Origin of the sequence: Aerosakkonema sp. BLCC-F183 (genome assembly GCF_041929145.1) — a bacterium.
Classification (GTDB): domain Bacteria; phylum Cyanobacteriota; class Cyanobacteriia; order Cyanobacteriales; family Aerosakkonemataceae; genus Aerosakkonema.
The window spans coordinates 76924-101383 of record NZ_JBHFNU010000041.1; the positions used below are offsets into that span (position 1 = coordinate 76924).

Consider the following 24460-nt stretch of genomic DNA (forward strand, 5'->3'; position numbering starts at 1 on the left):
GCCTCACCGTTGTTATCTGTCGGTTGCATTTTCCGCAGAATAGTTACTTGGATTTTAGCATCAAAGTCAGGACGATCGAGCGAGACGTTTTAGTCCGCCAGGGAATTTATTCCCTGGTAGGCTAAAACCGCAGTGCGTAAGTCCTAAAACATCAAAAAAAGCGCTCGCATACAACGATCTCTCTTTCAATTATTCAATATTTTCGGGACGATCGTTCTCAGGAGGTAAAAAATCAGCATTAAGAACTTCTTCTACAGTAAAGGGAGGCTCAGGGGGAAATATCTTAATAGATAAACCTGTTTCATCTGCGGCTAGTTCCCTAGCATCTTGATAAGATTCATTAAAAATATCTTCAAAAAAACGATATAAGCTCGGACTGGCTTTGAAGGTTTCTCGCAGGCGTTTACGATGTTCTCGAATGGTGTAAAGCCAACTATTTGTTCGTTTTTCCGGCTGATATTTATACTTAAGTAAGTGCATGAGAAGTACCCTCAGATTACTGGTTAGGGCATTTTTCTCGCTTCTCCCCATACTTTCCAGTTCCTCTAGTAAGTTTTCTAAATCTATTTCTGCAAACCTTCCCTCTTTTAAAAAGTTTATATTTGTTTGTAACCACATATAAAAATCTTGTTCGTAAAGGGATGTGATTGCAGTTGTTATTGATTGAATATTTGTCATTTTATTTTACTTCCTTTTTCTTCTATACATAAGTCTAACAGATTCCATAATCTATCACTATATAGGGTCAAGAAACCGGGTTTTTACACAAAGTTTTGGGTATAATATCGTGTCCGCTTGCATCGGTTGCGTAAGGGAAAAGCGAAGCATAGCCTTCGGCAAGGCTATCGCCTACGGATATAAAATCTTGGGTTATAGGTGATAAATTGTCACCCGCTGAAGCGTTCGCGTTGGCGTAGCCTGCGTGTAAGCGCATAGCGTTCTCCGAAGGAGTAGCAGTCGCCCGTTGCGGTATGCGATAGCCCCTACACATACTTTTATCTTTACACTGGTAAATCGGCACGAGGATTAAATGTTTCGATGCCGCGCAATTTTTCGTACAGTTCCCGTTCTCGCAAACTGGGATTTTTGGGAACGACAATTTGAATTTCGACTAACTGATCGCCTCTTTCTCCATCATCTCCGGGATAACCTTTATTGGCAAGGCGCAATCTTTGTCCCGACTTAACTCCCGGTGGAATAGTAATTTTCACTCGACCGTCCAAAGTCGGTACTTGCACTTGTTCTCCCAAGACTGCTTCGCTGGGAGTAATGGGCAATTGGCAAACAATATCGATACCTTCTAATGTAAAGTAGGGATGAGGAGCGACGGTAATGATCAGGTAAAGGTCGCCACCATCAACGCCTTGACCTTTGAGGCGGATGCGCTGATCTGTTACCATTGCTGGTGGCATATTTATTTCCAGCGATCGCCCATCTTCCAAACGAATTCTTTCCAAGCCTCCGGTGTAAGCTTTTTCTAATGGCAATGTCAGTCGCGCTTCGATATCCTTGCGATTAGGACGAGCGGGAATTGTATATGTAGTCTTTGTAGTTTTGGGACGGAAAATATCTTCTAAAGGAGTTTGTTTCGGAGGTTCTTCCTGTACAGTTGTGACCACGCGCTTTTCTCGGCGACGTCCCAACAAGTCATCAATAAATTTATTGAAGTCAGTATCGTTACTGTAATCTTTTTCTTCCGTCGCAGTAGCGCGATCGCTATTACTATTATTGCGGTTGAACCAACTTTTATATTGGCCGAAGTTTCTACCCTGGAAGCCTCGCTTGTTCCAGAAGCGGCTGTATTGATCGTACTCCGATCGCTTACTCACATCGGAGAGAACTTCGTAAGCCTCACTAATGTCTTTAAATTTCTCTTCAGCTTCTTTGTTTCCCGGATTCAAATCCGGGTGATACTGTCTGGCTAAGCGCCGATATACTTTCTTTATTTCCTCTACCGAAGCATCTCTGGCAACGCCCAGAATTTCGTAGTAATCCCGAAAATTTTGCATAATATTCGTTATTTGTCAATAGCCATTCGTCAACAGTCTTCTGTTATGAGAATTTGAGATTTCAAATTTTAAATTTCAGATGCAAATAAATTTGCAATCTGCCATTTAAAATTTGAAATTTCTCCATGACCGATGACATTTTGACCAATTAGAGCCAATCATCATCATCATCCCAATCATCATTATTATTGGCAGCTTTCCGAGACTTACCATATCCTATACTTTCAGAAGTATTGCGATAAGGCTGACTTGTTCCCCCGCCGTAGTATGACCGATCGTTATCCCGACTGGGATAGTAGGGCCGATCGTTATCCCGACTGGGGTAGTACGGGCGATCGTTATCCCGACTGGGGTAGTATGGACGTTCGTCTTCGCTATCGTCTCCGGAGAAGGCGCGACGAATTGACCCAAAAAAGTCATCTTCCTCTTCGCTAAAGCGCAGGCGGACTTCCCGTTGCAACTCGTAAAGAGCATCTTGCAAATCTGCTTGGGCGCGATCGATACCGCGATCGTCATTTTTAGCCAGACAGTCGCGCAATTCCTTGATCAGACTTTCAATGCGATAGCGGTATTCGTTGGCAAACTGCATACCAAAATCTAACGCCACTTCTCGCAGCTGCCTTTCTGCTTGAGTAGCCAGAGATTCAGCGCGATTGCGCTTCTCGATTTTTTCTCGCTTCAACCGATCTGCCTCAGCATATTCTTCTGCATCCTGTAGCATCCGGCTTACCTCTTCCTGAGTTAAAGTAGAGGCTCCTTGGATCGTGATACTCTGTTCCCGACCGGTACTTCTATCCAGAGCTGCCACTTGCAAAATGCCATTGGCATCAATATCAAAAGATACCTGAATTTGGGGTATTCCTCGCGGTGCCGGCGGAATTCCGAATAGTTTAAACCGTCCCAAAGATTTATTATCCGCCCCCATTTCCCGTTCGCCTTGGAGGACGTGAATTTCTACCATAGTTTGGTTATTTTCGCCGGTAGAAAAAGTATCCGATCGCCTTACTGGGATAGTAGTGTTGCGGGGAATAATTTTCTTCATCACACCGCCGATCGTTTCCAGTCCCAAAGATAGGGGAGTCACATCCAACAGCAGCACATCTTTGAGTTCTCCACCCAAAATGCCCGCCTGAATTGCCGCACCCACCGCGACGACTTCATCGGCGTTGATATTTTGATTTGGCTGTTTGTCGATTAAAGTGCGAACCAAATCCTGCACCATTGGCATTCGCGTCGCACCGCCGACTAATACCACTTCATCTATTTGGGCGGGAGTTAAGCTAGCATCCGAGAGAGCGCGTTTGACAGGTTTGCGGATTCTGCTTACCAAGTCAGAGCAAAGACTTTCAAACTGGGAACGAGTCAGCGTCGTTTCCAAGTGTACCGGCCCGTTTTCCGTAGCCGTGATAAATGGTAAGTTAATATCGGTGACGGTAACGCCGGAAAGTTCGATTTTCGCTTTTTCCGATGCTTCCATCAGACGTTGCAGAGCTTGGCGATCTCGCCTTAAATCCACACCTTCTTTTTCCAGAAAGCCTTCTGCCAACCAGTCAACTATTTTCTTATCAAAATCGTTACCGCCCAACTGAGTATCGCCGCTGGTAGCCTTGACTTCAAACACTCCATCGCCCACTTCCAGGATGGAAACGTCAAAAGTGCCGCCGCCCAAGTCGAACACCAAGATTGTCTGACTTTCGCGGCGATCGAGTCCGTATGCCAAAGCTGCCGCCGTTGGCTCATTCAGAATCCGTTTTACTTCTAATCCCGCAATTTGTCCCGCATCTCGCGTCGCTTGTCGCTGGGAATCGTTGAAATAAGCCGGTACGGTAATTACCGCCCCCGTCACCTTTTCGCCCAGATAGCGACTCGCCTCATCTGCCAACTTCCGCAGCACCATTGCCGAGATTTCTTCGGGAGCAAATTCCTTATTCAGGCGGGGACATTTAATTTTAATATTACCGGTTTCATCCTTGCGAATGTTATATGGCACTCGCTTCGAGTCCGGACTCAGTTCCGCATAATTGCGCCCGATCATTCGCTTAACGCCATAAAAAGTATTCTGCGGATCGAGAACTGCTTGCCGCCGCGCCATTTGTCCGACGATGCGTTCTCCTTCTTTGTTGAACCCTACCACAGAGGGAGTTATCCGCATACCTTCGGCATTGGCAATGACAACCGGCTTGCCACCCTCCATGACGGCTACTACTGAGTTGGTTGTACCCAAGTCAATGCCGACTATTTTGCCCATGCGTCTGTGTTCTCCTCTCGTGCCTTAAATATATTGAGAACTGTTGCTGGATTTATTCTATCTCGCGATCGGACAATGCACGGGGGATTGTGACTGGGGAGTGGGGGAGTGGGAGAGTGGGGGAGTGGGGGAGTGGGAGTAAGATTCTGGTATCTGGGTATGGCATCTGCCGATGATAGACCACGATCGACTTTTCAAGGAACTGCTTACTACTTTCTTTCCGGACTTCATAGACTTATTTTTCCCAGATGTGGCGGCTTATCTGGAACGCGACTCGGTGACTTTTCTGGACAAGGAAATTTTTACCGATGTGACTGCTGGGGAAGAATACGAAGCCGATTTAGTTGCCAAGGCGAGGTTTCAGGGTCAAGAGTCATTTTTCTTGATTCACACCGAACACCAATCCGAAGCGCGAGGGAACTTCAGCAAACGGATGTTTCGCTATTTTGCCCGTTTGTACGAGAAACACGATTTACCAGTTTATCCCATTGCCTTATTTTCCTATGATGTGCCGCAACGTCCAGAGCCAACTTTCCATCGGGTTGATTTCCCCGATTTAAAGGTTTTGGAGTTTAATTATCGGGTAATTCAGTTAAATCGCCTCAATTGGCGCGATTTTCTGCGTTACCAAAATCCCGCCGCCAGCGCGTTAATGGCCAAAATGAAGATAGCGCCAGAAGATCGACCGAGAGTGAAATTAGAATGTCTGCGCTTGATGGCTACTTTAAAGCTCGATCGAGCGCGAATGCGTTTGATTTCCGGATTTGTTGACACTTATCTGCGCTTAACTGCTGAGGAGGAGCGACTTCTCCAAGCCGAAATTAGTACAATTGAACCATCTGCACGGGAGGTAGTTATGGAGATAGTTACCAGTTGGACGCAGCAAGGATTGCAGCAAGGATTGCAGCAAGGACGCCAGCGAGAAGCTTTGTCCTTAATTCGGCGTCAACTTAACCGTCGTCTTGGTGGAATTGCTCCCGATCTAGAGGCAAAAATTAGCGATTTATCTGTTGATAAATTGGAGGAATTGGGTGAGGCGTTGTTGGATTTTTCCAATGTTGCCGATTTGGTTAATTGGTTGGATAGAGAGGTAACAACTTCGTAGAGGTTGAGAGCGATCGCATTCGCTCTTGCCCACCATCTTAGCGATCGTTTTGCCTGCGATCGCTAAAACATACACTAAATATCAGCTAACTCTCAAAACCGACTCTTAACTATGACCCTCAAAGAAGCATATGCACATCAAGATGAAATTGAAGAAGCAATCAGAAAGAATGAGGAAGCTTGAAGATGGCGCGTCTTTATGCAGATGAACACCATGCTGGTATCATTGTTTGTACCGACGATAAGGACAGGAATCGGCTGGCAGCACGCATTAATGAAGCGATTTCTGCTGAGGAAAGCTTGCAAGGAAAATTGATTCGAGTGATTCGTCTGTCTAGATAAATCCAAGGCGATCGCATCCAATCGATCTCACAAATCATCCCTTTCTATTTTAGCCTATAATTAATTACCATATCCGCTGGAGAAATTAACCCAATGGAAGAACTACTTGCCCTCAAGGAACTACTCCACCAAGGCAATATAACAGAAGCTCTGTTAATTGTAGAAGAACTCGAAGAAATGAGCAAATCGGATAAACTAAATAAAATATTTAGCTATGGCATGATTCTACTTTTTCACTTGATAAAGCAAGCAGCCGAAAATCGCACTACTAGGTCGTGGACTCTTTCCATTCGCAATTCAGTCAAGCAAATTCAACGCACAAATCGCCGCGAAAAAGCGAAAGGAACATATATGACTGAAGACGATCTGGTGGAAACGTTACAAGATGCTTACGATTTAGCATTAGAAAAAGCAGCATTAGAAGCATTTGAAGGACAATACGAAACTGAGGAATTGGGGAAATTAGTGAATCGAGAAGCAATAATTAAAAAGGCAATGGATTTGATATGGGAAAGACAATCGAATTCCAACTAAAACGAACAGAACTTATGCAATATGAGGAGAAAAACTCGGTTTCTTGCGGAAACCGGGTTTCTCGTTCGACAAACTGAACAAAAATGAACTGGGGCGATCGCATCCAACAAAATACACATAAAGCTACTTTTGTCAAGCTAAATTTACGAGCGACTTAAGGCAGCTTTTCCCTTTACTCATATGTCCCTTGCCGTACAAATCTTTTTTGCCAATTCCGCAAGAGCGATAAAATGTAACGGACTGTAACTTATAATGAGAACGACAAAGACGCAAGCACGAGTAAGGGTAGAACCATCGAATGCGAGTTGCGATCGCTGGAGCGGGTCTAGCAGGACTTTCCTGCGCCAAATATCTCACGGATGCGGGTTACACCCCGATAGTATTGGAACGCCGAGATGTACTGGGCGGTAAAGTTGCCGCATGGAAAGACGCAGACGGCGACTGGTACGAAACCGGACTGCATATATTTTTCGGGGCATACCCCAATATGTTGCAGCTCTTCCAAGAACTGGGCATCGAAGATCGGTTGCAGTGGAAAGAACACACAATGATCTTTAACCAACCAGACGTCCCCGGTACCTACTCTCGCTTTGACTTTCCCGATATCCCGGCACCGTTTAACGGAGTAGCAGCTATTCTCGGCAACAACGATATGCTCACCTGGCCAGAAAAGATCCAGTTTGGGCTGGGACTCATTCCTGCCATGATTAAGGGGCAGAAGTATGTCGAGGAAATGGACAAATATTCATGGTCGGATTGGTTAAAGAACCATAACATCCCTTTGCGGGTAGAAAAAGAAGTATTCATCGCTATGTCCAAGGCGCTGAACTTTATTAACCCCAATGAAATTTCTTCTACAGTACTGCTCACCGCTCTCAATCGCTTCCTCCAGGAAAAGAACGGTTCCAAGATGGCATTCCTGGATGGTTCTCCAACTGAGCGCCTGTGTCAGCCGATCGTAGATTACATCACGGCACGGGGCGGCGAAGTGCGGTTAAATGCGCCAGTCAAAGAGTTTTTGCTCAATGAGGATGGAACTGTCAAAGGTTTCCTCATACGCGCTTTAGATGGTGCAGCAGATGAAATTTTAACCGCCGATATTTACGTTTCGGCCATGCCAGTTGACCCGCTCAAGGTGATGCTACCCGATCGGTGGAAGCAAATGGAATTCTTCCAAAAGCTAGACGGGTTAGAAGGCGTGCCGGTGATCAACCTCCATTTGTGGTTCGATCGCAAACTGACAGATATCGACCACCTGCTATTCTCCCGTTCGCACCTGCTGAGCGTTTACGCTGATATGAGCAACACCTGTCGGGAATACGCCAATCCCGATCGCTCCATGCTGGAATTAGTCTTAGCACCGGCACAAGATTGGATCTCCAAATCCGATACAGAAATTGTGGCCGCAACAATGGAAGAACTCAAAAAACTCTTCCCCGACCACTTCGCCACAGATAACCCAGCCAAATTACTTAAATATCACGTCGTAAAAACGCCGCGCTCAGTCTACAAGGCAACTCCAGGCCGACAGGCACACCGTCCGTCCCAGAAAACACCCATAGCAAATTTTTATCTAGCTGGTGATTTCACTATGCAACGTTATCTAGCCAGTATGGAAGGAGCAACACTTTCTGGTAAGCTGACAGCGCAGGCGATCGCTGAAGCTCACCTCCAAACCGAGTCACAAGCAACCAAAATCCCGACAATCTCCCAGCCTGCGACAAATGCTGCAACTGTCTAATACCCCTCGTATGAGAACGCTGGCCTCTTTGGAGAACGCTTACGAACTCTGTCGTCAGATTACTGCCAAATACGGCAAGACATTTTATTTGGGCACCTTATTGATGCCAGAAGATAAGCGTCGCGCCATCTGGGCAATTTACGCATGGTGCCGTCGCACCGATGAACTGGTGGATGGCCCCCAGGCCAGTACGACAACGCAAGAAACTCTGGATAGCTGGGAACGCCAGTTAGAATCCGTGTTTGCCGGTCATCCCGTGGACGATCAAGATGTGGCTTTAGTCGATACGGTGCAACATTTCCCGATCGATATTCAGCCATTTCGGGACATGATCGAAGGGCAACGAATGGACTTATACCGTAGTCGGTATCAGACATTTGAGGAATTGAACCTCTACTGTTACCGAGTGGCAGGGACAGTTGGGTTGATGTCCACAGCCGTGCTGGGGGTGGATGCGTCCAATCGCACAGCGCCTTGGCACAAAGACGATCGAATTTACATTCCCACAGAAGAGGCGATCGCATTGGGAGTTGCCAAACAGCTGACCAATATTCTCCGCGATGTTGGCGAAGATGCCCGTCGGGGTCGCATCTACATTCCCTTAGAAGAATTAGCTTTGTTTAACTACACCGAGTCAGACCTCTTCAAAGGTGTAATTGACGATCGTTGGCGCGAATTGATGCGTTTCCAAATTCAACGGGCACGCAAGTACTTTGCCATCTCAGAAAAAGGTATCAAGGCACTCAGCCCGGATGCGCGTTGGCCAGTTTGGGCGGCAATGATGCTCTATCAGCAGATTTTAGATGCGATCGAACGCAATCAGTACGATGTCTTCGGGCAAAGAGCTTATGTTTCTACCCCCCGCAAGATGCTGTGTTTGCCGATCGCTGCTATGCGAGCAAAAGTGCTTTAGCTTCCCCTGCCAATGTGACAGCATATTTTGTGTCCGATCTCAAACAATAGGCGCGGTTGTTTCAATACCACAACCGCGCCTATTTGTCAAAAATTACCAGCAAGTAAAGTTGGGAGGTCAGTTATTTGACTTTTGACTGAGTGACTTTTGACTTTTCCGCCTCAATTTGCCGCTTCGTCAAGATTGACGTGTCCTTGGAAAGCACCGCTAGGCGAAGTTGCGGCCTCACCCTTTTCCGTGGAGAGCGCAAATTGTACTGCTGGTTCTTGTTCCATCATTTCCTGATGGCGTGCCACATTGGGAAACTCGCTCGCTACGTCGAACAAGCGTTTTCCCCAGCGGGACATAGCATAAAGGTAGGGATCGAGTACGCTGCGCGTGCCGTTGAGTAGATACTCGTGCCCTTCCAAATTATCGTTCACGAAGGCGAACTGCTTCTTAATTTGCTCTACTGCCGCCTCTTTGACTGAGGGATAGGATGCTTCGTCTTTTACGTAGCGGAAGGCAACAAAGTAGGGGTAAAAGGCGACGTGAAAGCCACTTCCCAAGTAAGAAAGCCATTGGTGCAGCGAATCCCGATCGGCTGAACCGATCGGTGGCACAAGCCCTTTATCTGGCTGCCGTTCGGCTAAATGCAGCAAAACAGCACTATTTTCTGCCACAAATCTGCTGCCTGTCCGTAAAGCAGGCACTTTACCTTGGGGATTGACGCGACGAAAAGTTTCTCCCGCACGCACTGCTGGGTCTACACGGCACAGTTGATATGGCTCGCCCAGCCACTCCAGCACAATCTGGCCTGACAGAGAACACGCTCCGGGACTGTAGAAGTAGAGAATATCCATTTCGATGCTTAAAACTCAAGAATTTTTAAGATTTTGCCAGCATTGCTAGCAGGATTAGCACAAAAGTCATGACTATCGTCTTGACATATTTTACCAGACTCAAAATTGCAGATTTTCTCTCTCAATATTAAGAATTGTCCAGATTAGCAATACACGGCAATAAATTGCACAAAATATATTAACGCCCAACCTCTAGCTGGTTGAGCGAACAAGCTGCGCGATCGCAACCTTTATTCTTTAGCTCAATATCGATCGGCTTACTGGGCGGCTTTCCCTTTTTCCAAAGCTTTTTTTACCAGATCGTCAGAAACGTTGCCGATGCTTTCAGATGCGGGGTTAACATCCCTTGCCATATCTATGTAATCATCTGGGTTGCCGGTCGGTTCTGCTTTAAATGTCGTTTCTTGCGGTTGGCGTACTTCAAATTGAGGAGCTGTCGCCGCTGCTGCTGCTTGCGTACCTGCGCCTGTGCGATCGATCTCGCTAACGCTGAAAGCTTTTGATGCTTCGTAATCAGCATTTACATCAACTTCTGGAGCTTTCTCTGCACCTGCAACTATATTTTCAGCCGCTAGCTGAGCGTCATGGGTTGGTGCTTCGTTTGGTTTGGGATTCACTTTTTCAGCCATAATTTTCTCCTATTTTTAGCTCGCGAGTTTGCTTAAAAAAATTGCTGCCCCACGAGTTGTTGGTATTTTTCTATTTGTGCAATTCATACTAACTAAACCTCATCGCTCTTTTCGACTCTCTTAGGATAGATATGCTATCTCAGTTTTTTAAATATTTTATCTACCAAAATGAAGGGAGGAAACTATTTCTCTTGGTGGGCGATTATTAGAAAATAAATCTGATATTTCTAAAAGTAAATAGTTAAATTTCATGGGAAAAGTTCATGATTGCAGGCGAAAACACCATCAAGTCTCAAGCTCTTTCGGAAGAAACACAAAAAGTTGTGGGTGGCTTTGAAGCGCTCAATACCGACGCTAAGTTAGCGCTGCTTTATTTTATTTATGAAAAAATGGGAGACTCAATCACGCCAGCAGCCCCAACAGCAACCGATCCCGGACTGGCACCTAAATTGCTGGGAGACTTTTACGAATTATCAAATGACGAGCAGCTAGCAGTAATGCGCCAAATTGTGAATCGAGAAGACACAGAATATTCCCGTGCCTACGGTGCTTTAAAAGAAAACAATCAGTTAATGGTTTGGTATGCTTGGGCGCAGGCTATGGGTGAAACAGTAGTAGACTTGCCCCAAGGTTATCAACCAACAAAAGCGATCGACGATGCCCTTTCCCAAATTGAAAAACTGGAATTTGAAGGCCAAATCTCGGTTTTGCGTACACTAGCCGCTAACATGGGCTACAGCGACGTTAAACCAATTCCCAGTCAAGCGGAAACAGGTAAAACGCCCAGTTTGTAGATTGCCCAGTACAAAATAACAGCAGGGCTATCTAGCGAAGCTAGATAGCCCTGCCCCGATCGGTGTTAAATGGTAATTTAGAGTCCCGGAAGCTCGAGGCCGCTGGTCAACTCTTCCATACGACTCCGCATCGTGGCAGTAGATTTTTCATAAGCATCTTTCATTGCCTCCGCAACAGTTGCAGAAAGGGTTTCTGCTCCTTGTCCGATAGCGTCTGGAGAAATTACGACGCTACGGGGTTCTTGGTTACCGTTGAGAACGACCTTGACCAAACCGTCTTCAGACTTTCCTTCAATTTCCATTTGCTCCAATTCTTCTTGAAGCCTTTTTGCACCTTCTTGAACCTGCTGAGCTTTCTTAAAAGCTTCGGCCAGTTCTTTCATTTTTCCCAGACCGAAGCCGAATCCCTGTTTCTGTGACATAGCTTGATTGACTGCGTATACCTACCTGATTTTGACACAGGCGATCGATAATAGGCGAAGAGTTACGGCTAATACAGCTCGCCAATTACCCATAACCTCTAAACAGGTTGAAAGTCTCCGAGAATTTTCACCTCCGGTTCTAACCGCAAAGACCAATGTTCCTCGACTTTATACTGCACATAGCGAATCAGTTGAAAGATATCGTTAGCCGTTGCCCCGCCGCTATTGAGAATAAAATTAGCGTGGCGTTCTGCGACGGTAGCACCGCCGATCCGATGACCTTTGAGACCGATTTGCTCAATTAACCACCCAGCTGCGTGGGGTTTTGGATTGCGAAACACACTACCGCAGCTAGGCTTGTTATAAGGCTGGGTACTGTGACGCTGCCTGAGATGTTGGGCAGTTGATGCCATCACCGTTGCTGGGTCTGCTCCCGTTTCGAGTTGGAAAGTAACCTGCGTTACCAAACGTTTGTCACCTTGGAGTATAGAGGTGCGGTAGCTGTAACCCAGGTCTTCGCGAGTGAGAACTTGAATACTACCGTCCGGGCAAAGTACGTGAGCGTTTACCAAAATATCCGCAGCACAGCTGTTGTGAGCGCCTGCATTCATAACCGCAGCACCGCCAACAGTGCCAGGAATGCCAACTGCCCATTCCAGACCTTGCCAACCGCGCTCAGCTGCTTGCCATGCCAGACGCACTAGGGGTTCTCCAGCAGCGGCAGTCACTTGACCGGTTTGTGGGTCGAAGTGAGTGGAACGAAGATGGCGAGTGCAGATGACAAGACCGGACAGACCGCGATCGCTCACCAGCAAGTTTGAGCCTGCGCCCAGCAGAGTAATCGGTAGATCTTTGGATATTGCCCATTCAAAACTGGCTTCTAACTCGCTCAATTGCCTGGGAGCGACATACCACTCGGCTGGGCCACCTACTTTAAACGAAGTCAGACTGGCCAGAGAAACGTGAGACTTGATCGCACACTCCGTACCGGGAAGATAAAGAGACGTTTCTTTTGGCTGATTGATTTTGATGTGAGGGGCTTGGGAGCTAGCCACTTTGAGTGCTTGGGAGAAGTGATTGGAGACAGTCATAGCTGATTGCATATGCCCTAAAACCTGGGGGCAAACATATTTTTTGGCACTTTCTTAGGCGCTGCGGCGACATTCTTGATGTACATCTCGACCGACCTTTTGATAAAAGGCGATCACTTCCGGGATTGCCTGATTGAGGTTTCCAGCTCCCAGAAACAGGACTAGATCGCCAGGGCGGAGATTTTGAGTCAGAAAGTCATACACCGACTGAAGAGAAGGTTGGTACGTCACTTGAGGGTGATGTTTGGCAATCTCTTCTGCGACCAGCTCGCCGCTGATTTGGCCTGGGTTTTGTTCCCCTGCGCTGTAGATATCCGTAACGATCGCCAGGTCAGCATTTTGGAAGCACTGACCGAATTCCGATAAAAACGTCAGCGTGCGACTGTAACGGTGAGGTTGGAAGATAGCTACAACCCTTCCTGATGAAGAGTGCCTCAATTCCTTCGCTTGAATGCGTGCGGCTGCTAGCGTAGCGCTAATTTCGCTGGGGTGATGGGCATAGTCATCGATAAACCGGATGCCATTGACTTCACCGCGATTTTCAAAGCGACGGCGAGCTCCTTCAAAGGTGGCGAGCGCTTGAGCGATCGTCGCAAATTCCAAGCCTAAGTGGCGACCGACAGCTACCGCTGCCAATGCGTTACTGAGATTGTGTCGGCCCAGCAACTTCAAATTCAACTGCCCCAGGACTTTTCCTCGCTCCCAAACCCTTGCCGTAGTGCCATCAGCACGATACAGCGCACAATCTGCGGTGTAGTCAGCCCCAGAATCCGGTTGTAGGCTGTAGCTAATTGTCGGTTTTAACCTATCTCGTACAGTAGCGCAGTCAATGCAGCCAACTGTGGTTTGGCATCGTTGTGCAAATACTTGGAATGTGGCAATCACCTCTTCCAAGTTTTCGTAGTGGTCTGGATGATCGAGTTCGATGTTGGTCACCACCCCCATTTGGGCGGCTAGCTTGACCAGAGAGCCATCAGATTCGTCTGCTTCGGCTACTAGATATTCAGCTTCTCCCACGCGGGCATTACCTTCCCATGCGGCCACCTCGCCTCCAACTACAATCGTCGGGTCTAAACCGGCCACCAGCAACAAATATCCGATCATACTGCTGGTGGTAGTTTTGCCGTGGGTACCTGCTACCGCTATGCTGCGGTAATCCTGTATCAGGGCAGCCAGCAAATCCGATCTGTGGAAAATGGGACAACCTAACTCAAGCGCAGCTCGATACTCGGCATTAGCTGGATTAATTGCTGTTGAACAAATAACTTGAGGCAAAACAGCTGTTGGGAGCGAGACTAGAGCGCGACCTTCGTGGAATGAGGCTTGCTCCGTCATTCTGAGAGTAGGTGAGCCCACAGTAACCGTAGCGGTCGCCTCGGATGCACGAGCTGAATCTGCGGTCAGCCGAAAGAACTCCAAATTTGTGGCGTCTTGACTGCCAAAGATATGAGCCCCTATTGCCTGTAAACGCTGAGTAATGTGATTTGGGCGAATATCCGATCCGGATACAGGCAGTTTCCGTTTCGCTATCACGTAGGCGAGAGCTGACATTCCGATCCCACCAATACCGATGAAATGAAATGGTCTCCCGCTAAAATCTACAGAATTTAGCATCTTAGCTCCTTACACACCACACAAACACCGCACTGCACCCATAACAGGCGATATCATAGCAGGAATTATTTTTTCACGATACAGGTTTAATGCTGATTCACCTTCCTAGCTCAAATATCTATCTCCTGAGAATAGATGCAGTTACGCTAGAGGTTAAAGCATTTTTTGACAGTTTTTCTAAAGGTACTGTATTTTCATCTTTAAGCGCCAAGTATATGCCTGCTCCGGAAAATTTTGGCACCACAGACTTACCAGGATAGTATATCGGCTCCTGGGCACGAGATGGAAAAACGATCTGGAAGCGATCTGCCCGAGTTTAAAATTGAACCCGGATGCTGAGCGACAAAAAGCTACTATTCAGTTATGCGGAAAGTGGCAATCTTCGGTGGTACCTTCGATCCCGTACACTGGGGACATCTGTTAATGGCAGAGACAGCTTTGTGTCAGGTCGGGTTAGATCTGGTCATTTGGGTACCAGCTCGCTGCCCTCCTCACAAATTGCAGTCTTGTTGGTTGGATTTCGATCTACGTTGGGAATTAGTGCAATTAGCTACTTACGATCGCCCAGATTTTCTCCTCTTACCAAAGGAAAAACAACTTATCGGTTCTTCTTATGCGATCGAGACGCTAGAAGATCTGCGCTCGCTTTACCCGAATACCCAGTGGTACTGGATTATTGGCTCAGACGCCTTTCAAACTTTACCCAAATGGTATCGGCGTCAGGAACTCGTACCCGCCTGCGATTGGCTGGTAGCCCCGCGCCCGCGATGTTTGACCGACTTTGTGGGCGATCGATCTGCCTCTGTTGATTTCCTCTGCCAGCAGGTAGTTCAACAGCTTAATTCTCAGTGCATAGAAATTCGCTGGCAGGTTCTGCAAATGCCCAGTGTGGAAGTATCATCCAGTCTGATTCGTCAGTACTGCCGCCAGTCGAGATCGATTCGCTATCTGGTTCCTGAAGCCGTAAGAACTTACTTGCAGGCAGAACAAGGCATCCGCCCCATTGTGTAGGCACTCATTCATCTCCTGACGATCCCAAACAGTACGATCCCCTACCCCTAAATACAGTTCGATTTGTCGTTCGATTTGTCCACCCTTTGCGATATGATGTGGTTCATCACTAGGGATTGATTAATCGAGTAGATAGAGGGCAAGACGCAGTGATTAGAGTAGCGATCAACGGTTTTGGACGCATCGGGCGTAACTTTATGCGCTGCTGGCTGGGCAGAGAAAATAGCCAAATCGATCTAGTTGCTATTAACGACACCTCTGACCCAAAAACCAACTCCCACCTGCTAAGGTATGACACGATGCTGGGGAAGTTGAATGCCGATATTAGTTATGATGACAACTCCATCACTGTAAATGGCAAGACGGTGAAATGCGTATCCGATCGCAATCCGGAAAACTTGCCCTGGAAAGAATGGGAAATTGACCTGATCATTGAATCGACAGGTGTGTTTGTCAGCAAGGAAGGCGCTACTAAGCACTTAAATGCTGGCGCGAAGAAAGTTCTGATTACTGCTCCCGGTAAAAATGATGACGGCACTTTTGTCGTAGGTGTCAATCAAGACCAATACGACCACGAAAAGCACTGGATCATCAGCAATGCTAGCTGTACGACCAACTGTCTGGCACCCATCGCCAAGGTGCTGCACGAAAAATTCGGCATCATCAAAGGCACGATGACCACAACCCACAGCTACACTGGCGACCAACGCTTGCTGGATGCTTCTCACCGGGATTTGCGTCGGGCACGGGCAGCAGCAATGAATATTGTACCAACTTCGACCGGCGCTGCTAAAGCGGTGGCTCTGGTAGTACCGGCCCTGAAAGGCAAACTGAACGGCATCGCTTTGCGCGTACCAACTCCTAACGTTTCTGTGGTGGATTTGGTGGTGCAAGTCGAGAAAAATACGTTTGCAGAAGAAGTAAACCAAGTTCTGAAGGAAGCCGCAGAAGGCCATCTGAAAGGCATTCTGGAATACAGCGACCTGGAGCTGGTTTCTTCTGACTATCGCGGTACCGATGCTTCTTCGATCGTCGATGCTAGCCTGACAATGGTAATGGGCAACGATATGGTCAAAGTAGTAGCTTGGTACGACAACGAGTGGGGTTACAGCCAACGTGTTGTGGATTTGGCAGAACTGGTAGCTCAGAAGTGGGTTAAATAGCTTAGTGTCCATCGCTCAGTCAGTAGGGTGGGCACTGCCCACCCTACTTGCTACTTGCCGCCAACCTCAACCGGTGGCTCTAGCTAGCAGAGGAGCGGCATTAAGCAAAGTTTGGGTGTAAGGATGCTGGGGATTGGTAAAAATGTCGTCGGTTTTACCGAGTTCGACGATGCGACCGGCATTCATAACGGCGATGCGATCGCAGAAAAATCTGGCCACCCAAAGGTCGTGAGTAATAAACAAATAGGTCAGATCGAATTCTGCCTTTAGTTCCAACATTAATTCCAGTACCTGCGTCTGGACGTGAGCGTCGAGCATACTGACCGGTTCATCGCAGATAATCAGTTTGGGACGGGTAATCAAGGCGCGTGCGATCGCCACCCGTTGCTGCTGTCCCCCAGATAGATCGGAGGGGTAGCGGTGGTAATATTCAGATGACGGTGTTAAACCAACCCGCTCTAACATCTGTATGACTCGTTCTTTTGCTTCATGTTGGCTGGCGAGTTTGTGAATATAGAGGGGATCGGCGATACTCTGTCCGATCGTCATGCGCGGATTGAGGCAAGCGTGAGGGTCTTGAAATACCATTTGGATTTGTCGCCGCGTCAGTCGCATAGATTCGGCAGACAACTTCGTGAGATCCTGTCCGAGAAATTCTACATTTCCAGAAGTCGGCTTTTTCAGCTGCAAAATGGTTCTCGATAGAGTACTCTTCCCACAACCCGATTCTCCCACCAATCCCAGGATTTCACCTGGGTAAAGCTCCAAGCTGACATCATCTACGGCTTTGATAACTGGGATATTTTTGGCAAAGAACTGGGCGAGAAAATTTCCTTCTAAGGTATAGTGCTGCTTTAAATCTTTAACCCGCAGAATAGGGGATGGGGAAGTACTTGCTTGCACAGAGGTAAGTGCGATTTTCTCCCCCACTCCCCCACTCTCCCCCGCAACCTCATCGCTGACGGCTTGAATGTGGAGAGCTGCTTGTAAGAGCGATCGCGTATATTTGTGTTGGGGATGTTGGAGAACTGCGTCGGTGGAACCAGTTTCGACGATTTGTCCGGCATACATCACAGCCATGCGATCGCAGTATTCTCCTACCATTGCCAGATCGTGGGAAATTAGTAGTAAAGCCATATCCCGTTCTCGACACAAACGGGTTAGTTCTGCCAAAATCTGTGCCGAAACGGTAACATCTAAACTGGTGGTCGGTTCATCGGCGACAATGAGTTTAGGATTGAGGAGTAGGGCAAGGGCGATCGCCACCCTCTGTCGCATTCCACCGCTAAACTCGTGGGGATATTGCGACCAACGATTTGACGGAATCTTTACAGCTGCCAGAGTTTCGATCGCTTTTTCCCTAGCTTGACGCCTGGACAAATGCGGTTGATGGGATTTTAGCGTTTCAATACAATGTTCTCCTATTGTCATCAGGGGATCGAGGCGCGTCATCGGGTCTTGAAAAATTAGCGCCACCGCTTCCCCTCGAAATCGCCGCAACTCCGAAGGATTTAGATCGAAAACAGATTGACCTTCAAAATAAACACCCCCTTCCACCAGCGTCGATGGGGGAAGCAACCGCATAGCAGCACGTCCCAGAGTTGATTTGCCGCAGCCAGATTCTCCTACCAATCCCAAACGTTCGCCCGGTTGTAGAGTAAAAGAAACGCCATCCACTGCCCAACGCTGAGGAAAGATTTCGCCGTTTTTACCGACAAGCTGACTGCTGGAATAAGCTACACGCAGATTTTCGACAGAAAATAAAGCTTTACTCATATTTTTCATAAAAAACCTCGTGGGAAACCCTTGCGATGAGAGCCAAGGGAGGAAAACGGGTGGCAGGAAATATCGCTGCCGTTTCGCTGTATAATTACAGCGGTAGCGAAGTAATGGTTGTGTACCTGACTCAAAAGAACCAAGTACGAGAACTGAATAAGTCTGAGTTTTTGGCTCTGCGAGAGTTGTGCCGACTGAGCAAAAATCTCTACAACGTAGGGCTTTACACTGTTCGGCAATACTTCTTTGGGGAACGGAAGCACTTGCGCTACGAATCGAACTACCACCAATGCAAAGTTAACGAGAACTATCCGTTGCTTAACACCGATATTGCTCAACAAACGCTGAAAGTGGTAGACCGAACATTCAAAAGCTTCTACGGGTTGATTAGTGCAGTTAAAGAAGGGAGCTATCAACAAAAGGTAAAACTCCCTCATTATCTGCCCAAAGAAGGCTACTTTTTGCTGATAATTCCCGGAGGGTGGTCTACTCGGAGGGATAAGACAAAAACACCGAGGCTGGTCATCAAGGATGGTAAGTTTCGGATACCAATGTCTACGCAGTTTAGGAAACAGTTTGGAGAAGTCTGGATTAACTTTCCAGACCGCATTGACTACGAATCCCTCAAAGAGATTCGCATTCACCCCAAATACAACGCCCGATACTTCGAGGTAGAATTTATCACCGAAGTAGACCCTCAACCCGTAGAAGTTAATCCCAACAGTGCAATTAGCATTGACTTGGGAGTAGATAATCTTGCTGCTTGTATTGACACCAATGGGGCATCCTTTCTCGTGGATGGTAAACCAATTAAATCGATTAACCAAGGGTTCAACAAGCGCAATGCTCGCTTGCAATCCATTCAGGACAAGCAAGGCATCAAGGGCTTTACCCACCAACAAGTGAAGTTGACGGTAAAGCGCCACAATCAGGTGAGAGATTACCTGAACAAGACAGCCAGATTTATCGTCAACCACTGTATTGATAACCAGATTGCACGGATGATAGTTGGTTACAACCCTGGAATTAAACGGGAAATCAACCTCGGTAAGCGCAATAACCAAAACTTTGTCCAAATCCCATTTGACAGTTTGCGCTCTAAATTGAGATCGCTGTGTGAACGATACGGATTGATTTACACCGAACAGGAAGAGTCGTACACCAGCAAGGCAAGTGCTGTTGATGGTGATTATATCCCTGTTTACAATGCCGACAATCCCAAGGCTTACCAGTTCTCTGGTCAGCGCATTCAGCGGGGATTGTATCGGACGAAGGATGGACATTTGGTTAACAGCGACTTGAATGGTTCATTAAATATTGGTAGGAAAAGTAAGCACGAAGGCTTTGGCCGAGTGTCTAGGGGGTCTTTGACTGCCCCAAGAAGGATTAATCTTCTGAAACTAGAGAGAAATGTGGAGCAACGTGGTTTTGACCCGTTGCGGAACATCCTCTTAGAATCCCCTGTGCTTTAAGCCAGGGGAGGGTCAAAGCTCATGGTTCGTGGCGATGAACTATGAACTGTGAACCGCGAACTTGACTTACTTATCAAATCGTCGCATCAGGTAGGTGACGCCAAACTCTCCGTTGGGATGTTGTTCCAAAACTTCTGCTAGTGCAAAGACCATTGTCGCTACTTCTGGCCCTAGTTTGTCAATTGTGGCCTGTCGCTCTTTTTCTGCGTATTCCTGCTCGCGTGCCCGCATTTGCCATTCCGGGGAAAACATTTGTTCAATGGTAGTATGCAGTCCCAGTTTTTCCAAGACCTCCCACTCCCCCTTGTCGCACCAAACGCCCCCACAATAGGTGCAGCGCTCTACGTAAAACGGAGTTTTGTAGTGAACTTTGGCTCGCGATAGGTAGTGCTGACACTCCGGACACAAGGCGGCTTTGTTATCTAAGGGAGGCTGGACAAAATTCACTTTTAGGGTTTTCGCTAGCATCTCCGGCTTCGCTTCCTGTTGGGCTTGACGAGTTTGCCAAGTTTGATATTCTTCACCGGGAATCCAATTACCTTGACACTCCGGGCAGCACTTTACAGATAATTTATTAGATAACGTGCCATCAACTAGCGTTACGTTCTTATCTTTTGGACATTGCACAGTTTCTCGATCCTTGCCTAAACTCTATCCCCTATAGATCTTACGGGAGCGGTAAAACCCGTCATCATATTTAAGCAGGTTTGCCGCTACCAGTTGAGTCGCTGTTCTCGATTTGCCGGAGTGCCTGACAGTACTCCATCAAAGTATGAAGCCGATCGCGTATCTGCGCCAACCTAGCTTGTGCTGTTTCGCTTCGCCGTGCTGCTTGCAAAAACATTACGTCCATTAAGAGCAGGCGCATTTGCTTATCGATTTCGGTTAAGTAAGACTGCACGCGAGGCAAGATAGCTGAATCTGGACGATCCCCGCTTAAAGAAGCTATTTGACTCTGAAAAATTTGTTGGACTGCGCCAAAACTATCTCTCAGTTGCGCTGAGTCGGTGTTGTCTTCAGTAGCTATCTGTTCTAGCCTTTCTAAGGCTAGCTGAAATTTTTGATAGCGATCGCTAATATCTTGCGGCAACATTCAGCAAATCCATCCTTAAGATAGAATCTATGTAAAGAATTTTGTCTTTTAACTTAAGACAAGAGCAAACTAAAAGCCAGTTGGATGGTGCTGAGCCATTCCTTGTGGCTGAGTGTTTGGGCGCAGCAGAAGCACTTTTTGACTTAAGCGCTATATAGTTTTTTCTTGAAGGCAGGCTTTTTGGCATTAGGCCCCAGTCTTCAGTTTAAAAGCAAAATTTCTGGTTTTAAATGCAGTATCCCCATTTGATACTTGTTACCCTTTACCCAGTAGGCAAGAAGGTGAAAGCTTACAGCAAGTTTTAGATTTTAGGGAGCGATCGCATTCCCCATTGAGAATATTGTTAAATATACCCTTGATAATTTGCCTCAGTCACAAGGGCAACGCGCAGACCCAATAAAAGCGACAAACTGGGGTAAAGACATCGCCGCTTTGAGGGCAAGACTGCTGACAACCTTCTATTTTTAAGGATTAAGCTCAAAATTATGAACGCAGCAGCTACAACTTCGACTAATTCCACTACCTCGACTAATTCCACTACTTCCACTATTCATTGTGTAATCCCTGACTGGCTACAAGAATGTTTGTGTGCTGGGCCAGACGCCTGCGATCCCGCAGACACAGGGTTAATTTGTCGAGCCTTTGAATTTGCTTATAAACTCCACGACGGACAGTATCGCAAATCCGGAGAACCTTATATCTGTCACCCCGTTGCAGTGGCAGGTTTGTTGCGAGACTTGGGCGGATCGGGGGCGATGATCGCAGCTGGATTCCTGCACGATGTCGTTGAAGATACCGATGTCACCGTGGAAGAAATCGAGCAGCGGTTTGGCCCAGAAGTGCGCCGATTGGTGGAAGGTGTGACCAAATTGTCTAAGTTTTCGGAAAATTTCTCCAGCAAAACCGAGCGACAAGCGGAAAACTTTCGCCGAATGTTTCTGGCAATGGCTCAAGATATTCGCGTAATTGTAGTGAAACTGGCCGATCGCCTCCATAATATGCGAACGCTAGAACACCTGTCTGACGAAAAGCGTCGGCGCATTGCCCAGGAAACGCGAGAAATTTTTGCTCCTTTGGCCAATCGTTTGGGGATCGGGCGCTTTAAGTGGGAACTGGAAGATTTGGCCTTTAAATATCTGGAAACCGAATCATATCGCCAAATACAGGAGTTAGTTGCCGAGAAGCGCACAGATAGAGAGGAAAGACTCACAAATGTCACGAAAATTCTGCGCGAGCGTCTGGAAGAAACGGGAATTCGTTGCCAGGAGCTGAGCGGTCGTCCCAAGCACCTTTACAGTATTTTCCTGAAAATGCAGCGCCAGCAAAAAGAATTTCATGAAATTTACGATCTGGCGGCAATTCGCATTATTGTCGAGAGCAAAGATGAATGCTATCGCTCTTTGGCAGTTGTTCACGATGCCTTCCGACCGGTTCCTGGCAGATTTAAAGATTACATCGGTTTGCCGAAACCCAACCGCTATCAGTCGCTGCATACGGTAGTTATTGGCCCAACGGGGCGTCCGATCGAGGTGCAAATCCGTACCCAGGAAATGCACCGCATTGCGGAATACGGTATTGCCGCGCATTGGAAATACAAGGAAACCGGTCGTTCTAACACTCAGCTGACCGCATCGGATGAGAAGTTTACCTGGTTGCGGCAGTTGTTGGAATGGCAAAACGATTTGAAAGATGCTCAGGAATATATTGAGAGCGTCAAAGATAATTTATTTGAAGACGATGTGTACGTCTTCACGCCTAAAGGCGATGTGATCTCCCTGAGTCAGAAAGCAACCCCAGTCGATTTTGCCTATCGCATCCACACAGAGGTGGGTCATCACTGCGCGGGTGCTAAGGTGAATGGGCGGATGGTGCCGCTGGGTACACCGCTCAAGAATGGAGATATTGTGGAAATTATCACGCTCAAAAACAGCCACCCCAGCTTGGATTGGCTGAATTTTGTGGTGACTCCTTCTGCTAGAAATAGGATTCGGCAATGGTATAAGCGCAGTCATCGCGACGAAAATGTGGCTCGCGGTCGGGAACTGTTAGAAAAGGAATTGGGTAAAAGCGGTTTTGAAGCTTTGCTGAAGTCGGAACCGATGCAGGCGGTGGCGGAACGATGTAATTACCATAGTGTCGAAGATTTACTGGCTGCTTTGGGTTACGGGGAAGTAACGCTCAACTTAGTGGTAAATCGTATCCGAGAAGCTGTGAAGTCTCAGCAACCTATTGCCCCCGCTCCGGAAGTGTTACTGCCACTTCCTACAACGCAGCGTTCCACTGCATCTGCTAACGGCAGTAAGGGTGGGGTACAATCTCGTACTAGCTCGCCGATCGCAGGCGTGGAAGGATTGCTTTATTATCTGGCTGGGTGTTGCAATCCGATTCCCGGCGAAGCGATTATCGGTGTGGTGACGCGCAGCAGTCGCGGTATTTCTATCCACAGGCAGGGATGTAACAATGTGGAAAACGTGCAGGGCGATCGCCTCGTACCTGTGAAGTGGAATGCCGCCGACTCGGATCGTACTCGTCCCCAGACATATCCGGTTAATATTCAAATTGAAGTACTCGATCGCGTGGGAGTTCTCAAGGATATCCTCTCTCGCCTGACCGATAATAATGTCAATGTCCGCAACGCGCAGGTGAAAACCTTTGAAGGACGCCCTGCTTTAATCGATTTGGGCATTGATATCGAGAACTATCAGCAACTGGAGCGTGTTTTCGTCCAAATTAAGAAAATGAGCGATGTTTTGAATTTGCGTCGCATCAGTCAGGTTGAAGAACAAAAGCTCTAAGTGCTTGACAGTTGGGATCGGGTTGGTTCTGCTTTTGTAAAAATCCTAAATTCTCCCGACCTATTGAGCCACAGCATAAGTTGCAAAGATTAGTATAGGAGAATCTGCGATCGCCCGCATCGTAGAAGCCTGCTTTTGGGGAAGCCTTCCCTGTTCGTGGGGAACAGGGTAGCAGCAAGTCAACGTCAAAGCCTTATCGGTTCTCACCGCGTCCGCTTTGAGTCTGTTAAATCTAGCAGAAGCTAACTGCCCAAACTCATCCTTATCAGTTTTTTAGGATTTTCTTGAATGGCTTTTAATCTCGCCCAGCGCATCTCCTTCGCCGCCACCGCAGTAGCCCTAGCTACTCTTGTACCCGGTATTGCCTTTTCACAAAATTCCAGTCCCAATACTCGTCCCGCACAACCCGCGCAACCCACAAACCCTTCTAATCGTCCAGCTACAGTAGAGGAAGTATTGGGTCTTACTCCTGGGCAGGTACAACAAATACGGGATATCCTTGTCAACAGACAGCAGCAAATTGAGTCGGTACTAACTCCAGACCAGCGCAATAGATTTGCCCAAGCGGTTCAATCCGGTCAAAATCCCGGGACAGCACTACGTTCTCTTAATTTGGAACAAGAGAAAATCAATCGTATTCGCTCAATTGTGGAAACTTCTAATCAGCAAATTCGAGGAGTTTTGACAGAAGAACAACTGCAAAGACTGCAACAGCAAGTGCAACCAAATCGTCCCAGCGGTCAAAGGTAGATTATTCTCAACTCACAAATCTATGGCAGGGGGGTTATTTTTGAGATAGCCTCCCTTTTAGCATAGCCGTCTAATTTCTGTAAATAACTGGCAAAATTTAAGCAATAGTCAATTTTA

Annotated in this window: 24 protein-coding genes; 11 read left to right on the plus strand and 13 right to left on the minus strand. The window is 47.3% G+C overall.

Annotated elements, in window-relative coordinates:
- Nucleotides 1–189: 189 nt before the first annotated feature.
- The 4 genes from ACE1CD_RS10835 to dnaK all read right to left on the minus strand — a co-directional run bounded on the left by ACE1CD_RS10835 (nt 190) and on the right by dnaK (nt 4257).
- Nucleotides 190–678, minus strand: coding sequence for a DUF29 domain-containing protein (locus ACE1CD_RS10835; RefSeq protein ID WP_374823869.1), 489 nt, complete (start codon nt 676–678; stop codon nt 190–192).
- Nucleotides 679–745: 67 nt separating this feature from the next.
- Nucleotides 746–934: a hypothetical protein gene (locus tag ACE1CD_RS10840; RefSeq protein WP_374823872.1), complete on the minus strand. Its 189-nt coding sequence runs from the start codon at nt 932–934 to the stop codon at nt 746–748.
- 67 nt (nt 935–1001) lie between these two features.
- Nucleotides 1002–2009 carry a DnaJ C-terminal domain-containing protein gene (locus tag ACE1CD_RS10845; RefSeq protein ID WP_374823875.1) on the minus strand — a complete coding sequence of 336 codons (1008 nt, stop codon included), beginning with the start codon at nt 2007–2009 and terminating at the stop codon, nt 1002–1004.
- 148 nt (nt 2010–2157) lie between these two features.
- A complete protein-coding gene (gene dnaK, locus ACE1CD_RS10850) occupies nt 2158–4257 on the minus strand; it encodes a molecular chaperone DnaK (RefSeq protein ID WP_374823878.1) in 2100 nt (699 codons plus the stop codon).
- A 172-nt stretch (nt 4258–4429) separates the two neighbouring features.
- Here dnaK and ACE1CD_RS10855 point away from each other — a divergent pair, with 172 nt between their 5' ends.
- The 5 genes from ACE1CD_RS10855 to crtB all read left to right on the plus strand — a co-directional run bounded on the left by ACE1CD_RS10855 (nt 4430) and on the right by crtB (nt 8891).
- Nucleotides 4430–5362, plus strand: a complete 933-nt coding sequence (locus ACE1CD_RS10855) for an Rpn family recombination-promoting nuclease/putative transposase (RefSeq protein ID WP_374823881.1) — start codon at nt 4430–4432, stop codon at nt 5360–5362.
- Nucleotides 5363–5547: 185 nt separating this feature from the next.
- Nucleotides 5548–5703, plus strand: a complete 156-nt coding sequence (locus ACE1CD_RS10860; protein ID WP_374823884.1) for a hypothetical protein — start codon at nt 5548–5550, stop codon at nt 5701–5703.
- Nucleotides 5704–5796: 93 nt separating this feature from the next.
- A complete protein-coding gene (locus ACE1CD_RS10865; RefSeq protein WP_374823887.1) occupies nt 5797–6237 on the plus strand; it encodes a DUF29 family protein in 441 nt (146 codons plus the stop codon).
- A 298-nt stretch (nt 6238–6535) separates the two neighbouring features.
- Nucleotides 6536–7978, plus strand: a complete 1443-nt coding sequence (gene pds / locus ACE1CD_RS10870; RefSeq protein ID WP_374823890.1) for a 15-cis-phytoene desaturase — start codon at nt 6536–6538, stop codon at nt 7976–7978.
- Entirely contained in the window at nt 7962–8891 is a 930-nt protein-coding gene (gene crtB / locus ACE1CD_RS10875; protein WP_374799500.1) for a 15-cis-phytoene synthase CrtB, read from the plus strand. The genes pds and crtB overlap by 17 nt, the downstream gene beginning before the upstream one ends.
- Before the next feature lie 161 nt (nt 8892–9052).
- Here the strand turns inward: crtB and ACE1CD_RS10880 are convergent, their stop codons facing one another.
- Together ACE1CD_RS10880 and ACE1CD_RS10885 are read right to left on the minus strand one after the other, a co-directional pair.
- Nucleotides 9053–9733 carry a glutathione S-transferase family protein gene (locus ACE1CD_RS10880; RefSeq protein WP_374799502.1) on the minus strand — a complete coding sequence of 227 codons (681 nt, stop codon included), beginning with the start codon at nt 9731–9733 and terminating at the stop codon, nt 9053–9055.
- A gap of 257 nt (nt 9734–9990) precedes the next feature.
- Nucleotides 9991–10362, minus strand: coding sequence for a hypothetical protein (locus ACE1CD_RS10885; protein WP_374799504.1), 372 nt, complete (start codon nt 10360–10362; stop codon nt 9991–9993).
- 263 nt (nt 10363–10625) lie between these two features.
- On the opposite strand from ACE1CD_RS10885, the gene ACE1CD_RS10890 reads away from it, so the two are divergent.
- Nucleotides 10626–11156, plus strand: a complete 531-nt coding sequence (locus ACE1CD_RS10890) for an orange carotenoid protein N-terminal domain-containing protein (protein ID WP_374823893.1) — start codon at nt 10626–10628, stop codon at nt 11154–11156.
- Between the two features lie 77 nt (nt 11157–11233).
- On the opposite strand, the gene ACE1CD_RS10895 is transcribed toward ACE1CD_RS10890, so the two are convergent.
- From ACE1CD_RS10895 to murC, 3 genes are all read right to left on the minus strand, one after another.
- Nucleotides 11234–11578, minus strand: a complete 345-nt coding sequence (locus tag ACE1CD_RS10895) for a YbaB/EbfC family nucleoid-associated protein (protein ID WP_374799508.1) — start codon at nt 11576–11578, stop codon at nt 11234–11236.
- A gap of 98 nt (nt 11579–11676) precedes the next feature.
- Nucleotides 11677–12669: a UDP-N-acetylmuramate dehydrogenase gene (gene murB, locus ACE1CD_RS10900; protein ID WP_374799510.1), complete on the minus strand. Its 993-nt coding sequence runs from the start codon at nt 12667–12669 to the stop codon at nt 11677–11679.
- A gap of 54 nt (nt 12670–12723) precedes the next feature.
- Nucleotides 12724–14283 carry a UDP-N-acetylmuramate--L-alanine ligase gene (gene murC, locus ACE1CD_RS10905; RefSeq protein ID WP_374799512.1) on the minus strand — a complete coding sequence of 520 codons (1560 nt, stop codon included), beginning with the start codon at nt 14281–14283 and terminating at the stop codon, nt 12724–12726.
- 363 nt (nt 14284–14646) lie between these two features.
- Between murC and nadD the strand changes: the two genes are divergently transcribed.
- Both nadD and ACE1CD_RS10915 read left to right on the plus strand, forming a co-directional pair.
- Nucleotides 14647–15294: a nicotinate (nicotinamide) nucleotide adenylyltransferase gene (gene nadD, locus ACE1CD_RS10910; protein WP_374799516.1), complete on the plus strand. Its 648-nt coding sequence runs from the start codon at nt 14647–14649 to the stop codon at nt 15292–15294.
- Nucleotides 15295–15443: 149 nt separating this feature from the next.
- Nucleotides 15444–16457, plus strand: a complete 1014-nt coding sequence (locus ACE1CD_RS10915) for a type I glyceraldehyde-3-phosphate dehydrogenase (RefSeq protein ID WP_374799518.1) — start codon at nt 15444–15446, stop codon at nt 16455–16457.
- 66 nt (nt 16458–16523) lie between these two features.
- On the opposite strand, the gene ACE1CD_RS10920 is transcribed toward ACE1CD_RS10915, so the two are convergent.
- Entirely contained in the window at nt 16524–18233 is a 1710-nt protein-coding gene (locus ACE1CD_RS10920; protein ID WP_374799694.1) for a dipeptide ABC transporter ATP-binding protein, read from the minus strand.
- Nucleotides 18234–18292: 59 nt separating this feature from the next.
- Between ACE1CD_RS10920 and ACE1CD_RS10925 the strand changes: the two genes are divergently transcribed.
- Nucleotides 18293–19705: an RNA-guided endonuclease InsQ/TnpB family protein gene (locus ACE1CD_RS10925; protein WP_374823896.1), complete on the plus strand. Its 1413-nt coding sequence runs from the start codon at nt 18293–18295 to the stop codon at nt 19703–19705.
- 66 nt (nt 19706–19771) lie between these two features.
- Here the strand turns inward: ACE1CD_RS10925 and ACE1CD_RS10930 are convergent, their stop codons facing one another.
- Nucleotides 19772–20332: a zf-TFIIB domain-containing protein gene (locus ACE1CD_RS10930; protein WP_374799522.1), complete on the minus strand. Its 561-nt coding sequence runs from the start codon at nt 20330–20332 to the stop codon at nt 19772–19774.
- Between the two features lie 70 nt (nt 20333–20402).
- A complete protein-coding gene (gene patD / locus ACE1CD_RS10935; RefSeq protein ID WP_374799524.1) occupies nt 20403–20798 on the minus strand; it encodes a heterocyst frequency control protein PatD in 396 nt (131 codons plus the stop codon).
- 485 nt (nt 20799–21283) lie between these two features.
- On the opposite strand from patD, the gene ACE1CD_RS10940 reads away from it, so the two are divergent.
- Nucleotides 21284–23593, plus strand: coding sequence for a RelA/SpoT family protein (locus ACE1CD_RS10940; RefSeq protein ID WP_374823899.1), 2310 nt, complete (start codon nt 21284–21286; stop codon nt 23591–23593).
- Between the two features lie 60 nt (nt 23594–23653).
- Here ACE1CD_RS10940 and ACE1CD_RS10945 read toward each other — a convergent pair whose 3' ends face one another.
- Entirely contained in the window at nt 23654–23800 is a 147-nt protein-coding gene (locus ACE1CD_RS10945) for a hypothetical protein (protein WP_374823902.1), read from the minus strand.
- A gap of 81 nt (nt 23801–23881) precedes the next feature.
- Here ACE1CD_RS10945 and ACE1CD_RS10950 point away from each other — a divergent pair, with 81 nt between their 5' ends.
- Nucleotides 23882–24343 (plus strand): Spy/CpxP family protein refolding chaperone, encoded by a 462-nt coding sequence (locus ACE1CD_RS10950; RefSeq protein WP_374823905.1) that lies wholly within the window; start codon nt 23882–23884, stop codon nt 24341–24343.
- Nucleotides 24344–24460 lie beyond the last annotated feature (117 nt).